The sequence below is a fragment of the Flavobacterium mesophilum genome (assembly GCF_039581405.1).
Lineage (GTDB): Bacteria > Bacteroidota > Bacteroidia > Flavobacteriales > Flavobacteriaceae > Flavobacterium.
Map to the genome: position 1 here is coordinate 336924 of NZ_JBCPXZ010000002.1, position 14403 is coordinate 351326.

At 34.2% G+C, this 14403-nt stretch carries 7 protein-coding genes; all 7 read left to right on the top strand.

The window, feature by feature from the left end; all coding sequences use genetic code 11:
• The first annotated feature begins 2 nt into the window (after positions 1-2).
• Entirely contained in the window at positions 3-1685 is a 1683-nt protein-coding gene (gene ggt, locus AAYQ19_RS05985) for a gamma-glutamyltransferase (protein WP_343534919.1), read from the top strand.
• Between the two features lie 85 nt (positions 1686-1770).
• The gene (locus tag AAYQ19_RS05990) at positions 1771-3555 is read left to right on the top strand and encodes a chloride channel protein (protein ID WP_343534921.1); all 1785 of its coding nucleotides are present in this window, start codon (positions 1771-1773) and stop codon (positions 3553-3555) included.
• A 112-nt stretch (positions 3556-3667) separates the two neighbouring features.
• Complete coding sequence (locus AAYQ19_RS05995; RefSeq protein ID WP_343534923.1) at positions 3668-4633, top strand: tetratricopeptide repeat protein; 966 nt, start codon at positions 3668-3670, stop codon at positions 4631-4633.
• 145 nt (positions 4634-4778) lie between these two features.
• Positions 4779-7610, top strand: a complete 2832-nt coding sequence (gene uvrA / locus AAYQ19_RS06000) for an excinuclease ABC subunit UvrA (protein ID WP_343534926.1) — start codon at positions 4779-4781, stop codon at positions 7608-7610.
• 399 nt (positions 7611-8009) lie between these two features.
• Complete coding sequence (locus AAYQ19_RS06005; protein ID WP_343534928.1) at positions 8010-8738, top strand: LOG family protein; 729 nt, start codon at positions 8010-8012, stop codon at positions 8736-8738.
• 268 nt (positions 8739-9006) lie between these two features.
• Positions 9007-11757: a gluzincin family metallopeptidase gene (locus tag AAYQ19_RS06010; RefSeq protein WP_343535901.1), complete on the top strand. Its 2751-nt coding sequence runs from the start codon at positions 9007-9009 to the stop codon at positions 11755-11757.
• A 188-nt stretch (positions 11758-11945) separates the two neighbouring features.
• A complete protein-coding gene (locus AAYQ19_RS06015; RefSeq protein ID WP_343534930.1) occupies positions 11946-14357 on the top strand; it encodes an alpha-ketoacid dehydrogenase subunit alpha/beta in 2412 nt (803 codons plus the stop codon).
• Positions 14358-14403 lie beyond the last annotated feature (46 nt).

Sequence of the window (14403 nt, forward strand, 5' to 3'; positions counted from 1 at the left end):
TTATGAAAAAAATTTCGTTTTTATTCTTTTTTATATCCATTTACGGTTTTAGTCAGCAAGCAGTTCATCCAACAGGATTTACAGCTTCAAAAGCTATGGTTGTTTCTGCTCGAGAAGAAGCATCAAAAATTGGTGCCGAAATCATGAAAAAAGGTGGAAACGCATTTGATGCTATGGTTGCTACTGAGCTTGCCTTGGCCGTTGCTTATCCATATGCAGGAAATCTTGGCGGAGGCGGATTTATGGTATATCGAAAAGCAAATGGCGAAGTAGGAAGTCTGGATTATCGTGAAAAAGCGCCTCTGGCTGCTTCAAAAAATATGTTTCTGGATAAAGATGGGAATGTAATAAAAGGAAAAAGTACGGAAACAGCTTTGGCAATTGGCGTTCCAGGAACTATTGCTGGTGTTTTTGCAGTGCATAAAAAACTAGGTTCATTGCCAATGTCTGAAATTCTAAAACCTGTAATTGCACTTGCTGAAAGAGGTGTTATTGTCACCAAAAAACAACAAAAACAACTTGAAAACTATCATGATGCCATTGTGAAAGCCAATGGTCCGAATACACTAATGGCCAAAGCATTCAAAGAAAATGATACCATAAAATATCCTGCCCTTGCCAATACTTTGAAAAGAATCCTGAAAAATGGAAGAGATGAATTTTACAAAGGCAAAACAGCTCAAATTCTTGTTGATTATTTAAAGGAAAAAGGCGGAATTGTAACACTAAAAGATTTGGCGCTTTATGAAGCAAAATGGAGAAAACCACTTCAGTTTGATTATAAAGATTTAAAAATAACCTCAATGGCACCACCCAGCAGTGGCGGAATATGTTTGGCACAAATCATGAAAATGGTTGCACCGTTTTATCTTTCAAAAATGGGACATAATTCCGAACAATCCATTCAGGTTATTGTAGAAGCCGAAAGAAGAGCTTATGCTGATAGAAGCCAATTCTTAGGCGATCCTGATTTTGTAAAAATTCCGATTAATGGACTTTTGGCTGATAGCTATTTAAAAGAAAGAATGTCAAATTTTGATTCTCAGAAAGCAACTTTATCATCAGATATAAAAGAAGGAAAAGTGACTTATAGTGAAAGTACCGAAACCACTCACTACTCCATCGTGGATGCGCAAGGAAATGCGGTTGCTGCAACAACCACTATAAATGACGGATTTGGATCAAAATATTATTGTGATGAATTGGGCTTTTTCTTAAACAATGAAATGGACGATTTTAGTGCAAAACCGGGATCTCCAAATATGTTTGGACTAGTTGGAAATGAAGCGAACAGCATTGCACCACAAAAAAGAATGCTAAGTTCGATGACGCCAACTATAGTCGAAAAAAACGGAAAACTTTATATGGTTGTTGGTTCACCAGGTGGTTCTACAATTATAACATCAGTTTTACAAACTATTTTAAATGTTTACGAGTATAATTTGAGCATGCAAGAAGCTGTAAATGCACCGCGTTTTCACCATCAATGGCTGCCAGACTTAATTACTTTTGAACCTAAAGCTTTTAGTGACAAAACATTATCAAATTTAAAAGCAAAGGGATATTTGATTAGTGAAAATACAACTCCTGTAATTGGAAAAGTGGATGCGATTTTGGTTCTTCCTAACAATACGCTCGAAGGAGGTGCCGATTTTCGTGGCGATGACAAGGCCGCTGGATTTTAAACACAAAATATTTACATTAAAAAATAATACAAAATTGAATGTTTAGAGCTAAATTTGCAATCCCCCGTAACTTTGTAGCAAAATTATGATAAAACGACTTTTTCGAAAATTAGAAAGCATTATTGCCTTAGCCCAATCTTTATTGACGCCAAAGCAGTTCATTTTTTTGTCGAGTGTATTAGTCGGTATTTCATGTGCATTTGCTGTAATTGTTTTAAAGACATTTGCGCACAGTGTTTTTTCATTTGCAACTTATATCAACGGGATTCTAAAATTGAGTTTCATCAACAGTATCTTGCCCATAATTGGTATTGTATTGACTGTTTTTGTTATTAAAAAGGTTTTAAACGGAACGATTCAAAAAGGAACCTCACAGATTTTATATGCAGTTGCCAAAAAAGCAAGTATAATTCCGAAAAAACAAATGTATGCGCAGATTGTCACAAGCTCTTTAACCGTAGGTTTAGGAGGTTCTGCCGGATTAGAAAGCCCAATTGTAATTACTGGAGCCGCTTTTGGATCAAATTATGCCCAAAATTACAAACTAGCATACAAAGACCGAACTTTATTAATTGGTTGCGGTGTTGCCGCCGGAATTGCCGCCGCTTTTAATGCTCCAATTGCGGGAGTTCTTTTTGCCATCGAAGTTTTGTTAGTCGATGTAAGTATTTCTGCTTTTACGCCTATCATGATTTCTGCTGCTACAGGTGCGTTAGTTTCTGCGATTGTTTTAGACGAAACGATTCTTCTCTCTTTTAAAAAACAGGAACTATTCAATTATCATAATATTCCATTTTATGTCTTTTTAGGTGTTTTAACCGGTTTTGCGGCGGTATATTATGCCCGTAATTTTCAGCGTGTGGAGCATTATTTTGCTAAAATGGAAATCGGCCCATACAAAAAGGCTCTGATTGGTTCATCGCTTTTAGCTCTGCTTATTTTCGTATTCCCAACCCTATTTGGTGAGGGATATGAAAGCATCAAAACTTTATCTGAAAGCGATCCAGGAAAATTATTAGACAATACCTTATTTGCAGATTTCAGAAATAGCCAATGGGTTTTGCTTTTGTTTGTCGGATGCACAATGATGGTAAAAGTCTTCGCTTCGGGGCTTACATTGGGAAGTGGCGGAAATGGAGGTAATTTTGCTCCTTCTCTATTTTTAGGATCTTATTTAGGTTATTTTTTCTCCAAACTAATAAGCCTAACAGGTTTATCAAATTTGCCAATCAGCAACTTTACTATGGTTGGAATGGCTGGTATTTTGAGCGGCTTATTTCACGCGCCATTGACTGCGATATTCCTTATTGCCGAAATTACAGGAGGTTACGGACTGATGATTCCGCTGATGATTGTTTCGTCAATCAGTTTTGCTATATCAAAACGATTTGAAAAATATTCGCTTGACGTAAAAAATCTAGCCAAAAAAGGTCACGCATTTACCAGCAATAAAGATTCTAATATTTTATCGACATTAGATATTGATGCGATTATTCAATGCGATTATCTTACCGTTCATCCCGACGAAAATCTAACCAAGCTGGTTGATTTAATTTCACATTCAAATCAGGTTGTTTTTCCTGTTGTCAACAACGAAAAAGATTTAGTTGGAGTTGTACATTTTAATGACATTCGTGAGATTATTTTTAATTCCTATCGCGTAAAATACACACAAATTAAAGATGTAATGAAAATTCCAGCGGCAACCATATCTTCGTATGACAGCATGGAAATCGTTATGACGAAATTCGAAAATTCGAAATCGGCATTTTTGCCCGTATTACGAAATGAAAAATACTACGGTATCATTTCAAAATCAATCGCTCTTGAAGCGTATAGAATGAAATTGCGTTCTATGACGATTGAATAAGTTTTTTTTTAGTGGCTTTAAATTAGTAGCTATATTCATATAGAATATATGTTATATTTGGTTTTCATTTTGCGACCAAAAAACAACCAAAACAAAACCAAAACCACTAAAAATGAAAAACCTTTTTATTCTTTTCCTTTTTCTTATCGGATTTACTAACGTTAAAGCACAAGAAGCTGAACTTAATGCTAAAAAGCTTTTTGAAGAATTAGCCGATCAAACCTGCAAATGCATTGACTCTATTTCTACTTACAATCGTCCTAAAAATGATATTAATGCAGATATTACTGATTGTATTAATGTGCGAGTTGGAGCTTATCAATTAGGCCAAAAACTAGCCAACTTAGACCTTTCAAAAACAACAGAGGGTTCCGATGGAAAAAAGAATATCAACATTACAGTAAATTACAATCAAGATTCAAAAGAATTTAAAGAAGTTTATTATAAAATTGAGCGCTACTTAATGGGCAACTGCCCTGCTTTGAAAACCAAAATTGCTTCAAATGACAAAGAAAATGACAATTCTGTTTCAAAGAATGAAGAAGCCCTTAAATACTATGAGTTAGGAATTGATGAGTCTAAAAAGGAAAACTTTAAAGGCGCAATCGAATACTATAAAAAAGCAGTAAAAATTGATCCTAATTTTTCTTTTGCATACGACAATATGGGAATTTGCTACAGAAGATTAGAACAATATGACCAAGCTATAGATGCTTACGAAAAATCTCTTAAAATAGATCCAAACGGATTAATGCCATTGCAAAATATTGCAGTTGCTTACTCTTATAAAAAAGAATACAAAAAAGCAGTAAAAGCATATGAGAGATTGGCTAAAATTGAACCAAACAATCCAGAAGTTTTTTACGGGATTGGACAAATGTATGCTTTTCATTTAAATGACCCTGAACAAGGTTTAGATAACATGTGCAAAGCTTATAATATCTATACTAAGGAAAAATCTGCTTACAGAACTGATGCCGAAAAAATAATTCAAATGATTTATGCTCAAATGAAAAAAGACGGTAAAGAAGCTGATTTTGAAAAAATATTAGCTGCAAATAATATTAGCTCAAAATAACTTAAATCATTTTTAAAGAAACAGTCTCAAATAAAAAACGCTAGTTCATACTAGCGTTTTTTGTTACTATTTGTAACATAAACTTTTGCTATCGAGCACTAAAAGAACAAATCAAAGTGGTAACTTTGCGTTTTTGCTCAAAATTATGTTAGACAAAGACAATACTATTGAAGTTCTTGGTGCAAGAGTTCATAATCTAAAAAATATCGACATATCTATTCCGCGTGAAAAACTGGTGGTTATTACGGGTTTATCAGGTTCGGGAAAATCTTCTTTGGCATTTGATACCATTTATGCCGAAGGACAACGTCGTTATGTAGAGACTTTTTCAGCCTATGCTAGACAATTCCTTGGAGGTTTAGAACGTCCAGACGTTGATAAAATCGACGGACTTTCTCCTGTTATTGCGATTGAACAAAAGACAACCAGCAAAAGTCCACGTTCTACTGTTGGAACAATTACTGAAATTTACGATTTCCTTAGACTACTATACGCGCGTGGCGCTGATGCATACAGTTATAATACAGGCGAAAAAATGGTTTCGTATTCTGATGAGCAAATCAAAGATTTGATTATTCAGGATTATAATGGGAAAAGAATCAATATTCTAGCTCCTGTTATTAAAGCCCGAAAAGGTCATTATGCCGAATTATTCCAGCAAATTACCAAACAAGGATTTTTGAAAGTTCGCGTAAACGGCGAAGTTCAGGATTTGGTTGCGGGGATGAAACTGGACCGTTATAAAACACACGATATTGAGATTGTTGTTGATAGAATGGTAATTGAAGATAATCCTGATACGCAAAAAAGATTATCTGAAAGCATTAATACCGCAATGCATCATGGTGAAGATGTCTTGATAATTTTAGATCAAGATTCTAATGAAGTACGTTATTTCAGTAGGAATTTAATGTGTCCGACAACTGGGATTTCTTACCAAAACCCAGAACCGAATTTGTTTTCGTTCAACTCCCCGAAAGGAGCGTGCCCTCATTGCAACGGATTGGGAACGGTACACGAAATCAATGTCAAAAAGATTATTCCGAATCCAAAATTATCGATTAAAGCGGGTGGTTTTGCACCTCTTGGGGAATATAAATCTTCATGGATTTTCAAGCAATTAGAAACCATTGGAGAAAAATTCGGATTTAAAATCACTGATCCAATTGAAAAAATTCCTGAAGAAGCCATGACCATGATTTTGCATGGTGGAAAAGACAAATTTTCAATCAATTCAAAAGATCTTGGTGTAACGAGAGAATATAAAATTGATTTTGAAGGAATTTCGAATTTCATCAAAAATCAATATGACGAAAGTTCTTCAACAACTTTAAAACGTTGGGCAAAAGATTTCATGGACGAAGTTAATTGTCCTGTTTGCGAAGGATCACGCCTTAAAAAAGAAGCTTTGTTTTTTAGAGTGAATGAAAAAAATATCACTGAATTATGTGATATGGATATTTCAGACTTGACAGCTTGGTTTTTAGATTTAGAAAATCATTTGACTGATAAACAGCTTTTAATTGCTTCTGAAGTCGTAAAAGAGATCAAAGACCGTTTGAACTTCTTGATGAATGTCGGTTTGAATTATTTGGCTTTAAGCCGAAGTTCAAAATCGCTTTCTGGTGGTGAAGCGCAACGTATTCGTTTGGCTACTCAAATTGGTTCGCAATTGGTTGGCGTTTTATACATTTTGGATGAGCCAAGTATTGGTTTGCATCAAAGAGATAATGAGAAACTTATTCAGTCTTTGGAGCAATTGCGTGACATCGGAAACTCAGTAATTGTTGTTGAGCACGACAAAGACATGATCGAAACTGCTGATTATGTAATTGACATTGGGCCAAAAGCTGGAAAATACGGAGGTGAAATCATCAGTATTGGAACTCCAAAAGAAACTTTGGCATCTGATACTATTACCGCTCAATATTTGAATGGTAAAATGAAATTTGACATTCCGAAAGAAAGAAGAAAAGGAAATGGCAAATTCTTGAAACTTACAGGAGCAACAGGAAATAACCTTAAAAATGTTTCGATTGAAATTCCGTTAGGTCAAATGACTTGTGTAACGGGAGTTTCAGGAAGTGGAAAATCAACTTTGATCAATGAAACGCTTTATCCAATTTTAAATGCGTATTATTTTAATGGCGTGAAAAAACCACAACCTTATAAAAAGATTGAAGGTTTAGAGCATATAGACAAAGTAATTGATATTGACCAAAGTCCGATTGGTAGAACGCCACGTTCAAACCCAGCAACGTATACAGAAGTTTTCACCGAAATCAGAAATCTATTTACGATGACTTCTGAAAGTATGATTCGTGGTTACAAAGCAGGACGTTTCAGCTTTAATGTAAAAGGAGGACGTTGCGAAACCTGCGAAGGTTCGGGTGTAAGAACCATCGAAATGAACTTTTTGCCAGACGTTTATGTAGAATGCGAAACGTGTCAAGGTAAACGTTTCAACAGAGAAACTTTAGAAATTCGATACAAAGGAAAATCTATTTCGGATGTTTTGGATATGACGGTTGATGAAGCGGTTCCTTTCTTTGAAAATATCCCGAAGATTTACAGAAAAATCAAAACGATTCAAGATGTTGGTTTAGGATATATTACGCTTGGTCAGCAAAGCACAACACTTTCTGGCGGTGAAGCGCAACGTATTAAACTAGCGGGAGAATTGTCTAAAAAAGATACCGGAAATACATTTTATATTCTGGATGAACCAACAACCGGACTGCATTTTGAAGACATTCGTGTGTTAATGGACGTAATCAATAAATTAGTAGATAAAGGAAATACGATTCTAATAATTGAACACAATATGGATGTAATCAAACTTGCTGATTATATTATCGATATTGGTCCTGAAGGAGGAAAAGGCGGTGGACAACTCGTTGCCAAAGGAACTCCTGAAGAAGTTGCACAAAACAAAAAAAGTTATACTGCTAAGTTTTTGAAAAAAGAATTGGAATAAAAAATACATCTTTGTCAAAGTTTAAAACTTTGACAAAGATTAAATTTAACCTCAATCTTTTTTTTACAAACTACCTATCTGATAATGAATCAAAAACCTCTATTTGATTATTATCATAAGATTACTTTTGGATTATAATTCGTGTTTTCTATAACAATTGTCGAAAAAAGTGTTAATTTAGTATCCGCTTTTTTTGAAAAATTCAAAGTTTAAAACAAAAAAATCTTTCAATTAAACCGAATGTTTATTTGAAACCGGGTGTCTAGCCCTGATAGAAGTGGAAATCCTTTTGCGCCGGAGTTCGGCGGAAAAGATTGCAACGGATAGCAGGAACAAGCTCCTTCTTTTTAATACACAAAAACATCAGCTTAAATAAAATAACAAATTAAAATACCTAAAATGAGATTAGAAGATTTTGATAATGATGAAGATAAAGTAATCCAAGACAGTTTAAAACAAAAAACTTGGAATGAAATTAAAACCAATGACAGCTGGGCAATTTTTAAAATTATGTCTGAGTTTGTAAACGGATACGAGAGCATGGGACGTATTGGCCCGTGTGTTTCTATTTTTGGATCGGCGCGAACAAAACCGGATGATAAATATTATCAATTGGCCGAAAAAATCGCTTTTAAAATCAGTAAAGCTGGCTACGGCGTAATTACGGGAGGAGGCCCGGGAATTATGGAAGCTGGAAATAAAGGTGCACATTTAGGTGGTGGAACTTCAGTAGGTTTAAACATCGAATTGCCTTTTGAACAACATTTCAACCCTTATATTGATCATGACAAAAACCTGAATTTCGATTATTTCTTTGTGAGAAAAGTAATGTTCGTTAAATATTCGCAAGGTTTTGTGGTTATGCCAGGAGGTTTTGGAACCTTGGACGAAATGTTTGAAGCAATCACATTGATTCAGACTAAAAAAATTGGAAAATTCCCAATTATATTGGTTGGAGTTGAATTCTGGTCAGGATTGATTGACTGGGTAAAGACTGTTTTGGTCGAAAAAATGCACACTGTTAGTCCTGAAGATTTGAACTTGTTTAAAATTGTTGACACTGAAGATGAAGTTGTCGAGGCTTTGGACAAATTCTACAAGAAATACGATTTAAGTCCGAATTTCTAATTTTCCGCAACATATAAATCATATAAACAATTTAAGCAACCGCCTTATTGCCAACTTAATTTGCTTATAATATGATTAATTTTTAAGAGCTGTTTTTTAAAACAGCTTTTTTTATGCTATTTTTACAAAAATCCGAAACATTTTTATGCACATAACTTAAGGCATATCTATAATTTTACGCCAATATTTGAAACGATTTTATAAAATTATAATCCTATTATTTGTTTTATTGAGCTCAGTAAAACAATATGCACAACATCAATCTAAGATGGAAGTGGCGGTTAATCTCGACCTTAAAACACTTAATATCAGACAAGATATTACGTATTACAACACTTCAAATGATTCTTTGGATTCAATTGTACTAAATGATTGGAACAATGCTTTTTCGGACAAAAACACACCTTTGGCTCGACGTTTTTCAGATGAATTTTATAGAGGCTTTCATGTCGCCAAACCCGAAGAAAGAGGAAATACCACTATTTTGAATCTGACAGATTCTAATGATTTAGCGCTTGAATGGCAAAGAACGGATAAAAACCCAGATTTTATTATCGTAAAACTAAATCGAAAACTTTATCCTGGCGAAAAAATTGATTTGCACCTAATTTATATTTCCAAAATTCCGAGTGCGAAATTTACACATTATGGCTTTGATCAAAATGGCGGAATGATTTTAAAAAACTGGTTTTTAAGCCCTGCTCGATTTGAAAATCACGATTTTGTAAAAAATAATAATTTCAATCTTGATGATATTGCAAATGCTGTGGTTGATTATCAAGTGGAAATAAAACTTCCTGCCAATTATTTCATTAGTACTGATTTGGATTCGGTTTCAAAAGACGATTCAAATTCATCGTATACAAATTATGTTTTTTCTGGAAACAGCAGAACTGATTTTAATGTTTTTATCGAAAAACAAAACACGTTTAGAAGCTATACAAATAATGATTTAGAAATAGTTTCAGATTTGAAAACGAAAAAATTGAACGAAATTCAAAGAGCAATAATCATCAACAGAGTTGCGACTTTTGCCAATGAATTCATCGGGAAATATCCGCATTCAAAAATCGCAGTTTCGCAGGCAGATTATGACCGAAATCCGTTTTACGGACTAAATCAATTGCCTTCATTTATCAGTCCGTTTTCAGATGAATTCATCTTCGAAATCACTTTTTTGAAAACCTATCTGAGCAACTATTTGAAAAACTCTCTTAAACTGGATCCAAGAAAAGACAATTGGATATACGACGGAATTCAGATTTACACCATGATGAAATACATGGAAGAGCATCATTTAGATCAAAAAATGCTGGGAAGGCTTTCAGACATGAAACTCTTTAATAGCTATAATATCACCAATCTGACTTTTAACGAGCAGTACAGTTATTATTATATGCTGATGGCTCGAAAAAATCTAGACCAGCCATTGGGAGATCCAAAAAATACATTGATCAAATTCAACGAACAAATTGCGAGCAAATACCGTGCAGGCTTAAGTTTAAGTTATTTAGATGATTATCTGAATCACAATATTGTACCAGAAAGTGTACAGGAATTTTATACTTTGAATAAAACACAACAAACAAATCGCTATGATTTTGAAAAAATTCTAACCAAAAACAGTACCAAAAAAATTGACTGGTTTTTTAGGACTATTATCGAATCACGAGATATTATCGATTATAAATTCACTGATGTTTCAAGAACAAAAGACAGTGTTCAGTTTTCCATAAAAAACAAAACGGGAGTGTTTGCTCCTATTCCGGTTTACGGAATCAAGAAAAACGAAGTTGTTTTCAAAGAATGGATTGAACCAAAAAGCAATGATTCTGTTTACCATTTTGATCGAAAAAATGCTGATAAAATAGTATTGAATTACGACAACGAAGTTCCAGAATACAACCAGCGAAACAACTGGAAAAATTTGAAAAACATAGCTATAACAAATCGTCCAATCAAGTTCAATTTTGCAAAAGATTTGGAGGATCCTTACTATAATCAGATTTTATACATTCCGACTTTAACTTATAATTATTATGATGGTATAACGCCTGGGATTCGCTTTCATAACAAAACCATATTAGACAAGCCATTCTTATTTGATATCAATCCGGCTTATTCGATAAAAGCGCAAACTATATCAGGTTCTTCGGCATTTTCTTATAATCAATATTATCGAAACAGCACTTTATATAATGTACGCTATTCCATCAGCCAGAATTACTTTCATTACGCGCCAGATGCGACTTATTTACGATTAAACCCAATGGTGCAATTTCGCATCCGCGAAGAAAACTTTAGAGACAATAGAAAGCAACTTATAATGTTTCGCCAAGTAATTGTAAATCGCGAAGCAAGCGAATATATTACCGATAATTCAAAACCAAATTATTCGGTTTTCAATGCCCGATATTCAAACACCAAAACAGAGCTTGTAAATCATTTTAGCTACATGAATGACATTCAGTTTTCTGGAGATTTCGGAAAACTATCTGGAGAAGTAGAATACAGACGTTTATTTGAAAATAATCATAAATTAAATTTACGCTTATACGCAGGAGCATTTCTTTACAATACAACAAATTCAGATTATTTCAGTTTTGGTTTGGACAGACCTACGGATTACTTGTTTGATTACAACCTTTTTGGTAGATCTGAATCTACTGGATTTTTCAGTCAGCAGTTTGTAATGGCTGAAGGTGGATTTAAATCGCAATTAGAACCATCTTACGCCAACCAATGGATGACCACTATGAATGCAAGTTATGCGATTTGGAATTGGGTTGAAGTATATGGCGATATCGGTTTCTTGAAAAATAAACATCAAAAAGAGTTCTTCGCTTACGATAGTGGGATCCGTTTAAATTTGGTTCCAGATTATTTTGAACTCTATTTTCCAGTCTATTCGAACAATGGATGGGAAATTTCTCAAAGTAAATACAACGAAAAAATACGATTTGTTATCACATTTTCACCAAAAACATTAGTCACACTTTTCACTAGAAAATGGTTCTAATCGAATAAATTTTAAACAAAATGTTGAATTATTTTTACATAAATTGATTTTTTATTGCAAATTACATAAATAAAATACGTAGTTTTTTGATTTTAAATACAAATAATTAAATTATATTTACTTTAAAGAATTATGATTATTGATTGTTTTTAAGTAATTTCGCAGTCTCAACATGACCATTAAAGATTATGATAAAAGAAATGAACAATACTACATTGACATTTGAAGATTTCAAAACTGAGGTATTGAACGACTACAAAGTTGCAGTAACTAGCCGTGAATGTAGTCTTTTAGGTCGTAAAGAAGTATTAACAGGAAAAGCCAAATTTGGGATATTTGGAGACGGAAAAGAAGTACCGCAACTTGCGATGGCAAAAGCCTTCAAAAACGGTGATTTTCGTTCTGGATACTACCGCGATCAAACTTTTATGATGGCGATTGGCGAATTGACTCCTAAACAATTCTTTGCTGGTTTATACGGTCACACCGATTTAGATTTTGATCCAATGTCTGCAGGAAGACAAATGGGCGGACACTTTGTAACGCACAGTTTAAACGAAGACGGATCTTGGAAAGATTTAACAAAACAAAAAAATTCAAGTTCAGATATATCACCTACAGCCGGACAAATGCCGAGATTGTTAGGTTTAGCTCAAGCTTCTAAAATTTACAGAAATGTTGACGGAATTACCATCAAAGATAAATTTACAGTAAATGGAAATGAAGTAGCTTGGGGAACTATTGGAAACGCAAGTACTTCTGAAGGTTTGTTTTTTGAAACAATCAACGCTGCTGGAGTTTTACAAGTTCCAATGGTAATGAGTGTTTGGGATGATGAATACGGAATTTCGGTTCACGCTAAACACCAAACTACAAAAGAGAATATTTCTGAAATTTTAAAAGGATATCAACGCGACGAAGATTCTAAAGGTTATGATATTTTCAGAGTAAAAGGTTGGGATTATGCTGAATTAGTTTCAACATATGAAAGAGCTGGAAAAATTGCTCGCGAAGAACATATTCCGGTTTTGATTCACGTAAACGAATTGACACAACCTCAAGGACACTCTACTTCTGGTTCTCATGAGCGTTACAAAAGCGGAGAAAGATTAGCGTGGGAAAGAGATTTTGACTGTATACGTCAAATGCGTTTATGGATGATTGCCATCAACATAGCATCGCCTGAAGAACTTTCTGAAATTGATTTCCAGTTGAAAAATGAAGTTTTACAAGCTAAAAAAGATGCTTGGAATTCATTCATTAATCCGATTATTGATGAGCAAAATGACCTTTTGGCTTTATTGGAACAAATTGCTGAAGCAAGCGTAAACCATAAGGACAAAATCAGAAAATATATTTCAGAATTAAAAGCTATAAAAGCACCGCTTAAAAAGGAAATTTTGGTTTATGCCAGAAAGATTCTTCGTTTTATTGAAGTTCCAAACAGCAAAATGCTTTTATCAAGCTGGATTACTCGATTCATTAATGAGACTCAGGAAAAATTCAGCAGTAATTTACATTCTGATTCAAATAAAAATGTTTTTTCAGTTGAAAAAGTGCTTCCTGAATATGGAGAAAATGCTAAAGCGGATATTGATGGAAGAATGCTTTTGCGCGATAACTTTGATGCTTTGTTTGCCAAATATCCAGAAACTTTAATTTTTGGGGAAGATGTTGGAAACATTGGCGACGTAAACCAAGGTTTAGAAGGCATGCAAGAAAAATACGGAGAACTTCGTGTTGCCGATGTCGGAATTCGTGAAGCTACAATTATTGGCCAAGGAATTGGAATGGCTTTAAGAGGCTTGCGCCCAATTGCTGAAATTCAATATTTAGATTACTTATTATATGCTATCCAAATCATGAGCGATGATTTGGCTACATTACAATATCGAACTGTTGGAAAACAAAAAGCACCACTAATCATTAGAACTCGTGGACACCGTTTAGAAGGTATCTGGCATTCTGGTTCTCCAATGGGAATGATTATCAATGCAATTCGCGGAATTCACGTTTTGGTTCCAAGAGACATGACGCAAGCGGCTGGATTTTACAATACCCTTTTAGAATGTGACGAACCTGCTTTAGTAATCGAATGTTTGAACGGATATAGATTAAAAGAAAAAGCGCCATTGAATTTTGGTGAATTCAAAACGCCAATTGGTGTTGTTGAAACTATGAAAGAAGGTTCAGATATTACCTTAGTTTCTTACGGTTCAACTTTAAGATTAGTGCAGCAAGCAGCAGTAGAATTATTAGATTTAGGAATTGATTGTGAAGTGATCGATATTCAATCATTACTTCCTTTTGATGTGAATAAAGATATTGTTAAAAGTATAGCGAAAACCAATCGTTTGTTAGTAATTGACGAAGATGTTCCTGGAGGAGCTTCAGCATTCATTTTACAGCAAATCTTGGAAGAGCAAGATGCTTACAAATATTTGGACAGCAAACCACAAACACTTGCTGCAAAAGCCCACAGACCAGCATACGGAACTGATGGTGATTATTTCTCTAAACCATCTGCAGAAGATATTTTTGAGAAAGTTTACAGCATGATGAATGAAGTTAATCCTTCTAAATATCCTGCTTTATACTAAGATTCAGATTTTTTTAGATACTAAAAAAGCTCCCAAAAGGGAGCTT

What these genes read in the sequence shown, in the direction of transcription:
- ggt (WP_343534919.1), top strand. Translation starts at nt 3, where the DNA reads ATGAAAAAAATTTCGTTTTTATTCTTTTTTATATCCATTTACGGTTTT.
- AAYQ19_RS05990 (WP_343534921.1), top strand. Translation starts at nt 1,771, where the DNA reads ATGATAAAACGACTTTTTCGAAAATTAGAAAGCATTATTGCCTTAGCC.
- AAYQ19_RS05995 (WP_343534923.1), top strand. Translation starts at nt 3,668, where the DNA reads ATGAAAAACCTTTTTATTCTTTTCCTTTTTCTTATCGGATTTACTAAC.
- uvrA (WP_343534926.1), top strand. Translation starts at nt 4,779, where the DNA reads ATGTTAGACAAAGACAATACTATTGAAGTTCTTGGTGCAAGAGTTCAT.
- AAYQ19_RS06005 (WP_343534928.1), top strand. Translation starts at nt 8,010, where the DNA reads ATGAGATTAGAAGATTTTGATAATGATGAAGATAAAGTAATCCAAGAC.
- AAYQ19_RS06010 (WP_343535901.1), top strand. Translation starts at nt 9,007, where the DNA reads ATGGAAGTGGCGGTTAATCTCGACCTTAAAACACTTAATATCAGACAA.
- AAYQ19_RS06015 (WP_343534930.1), top strand. Translation starts at nt 11,946, where the DNA reads ATGATAAAAGAAATGAACAATACTACATTGACATTTGAAGATTTCAAA.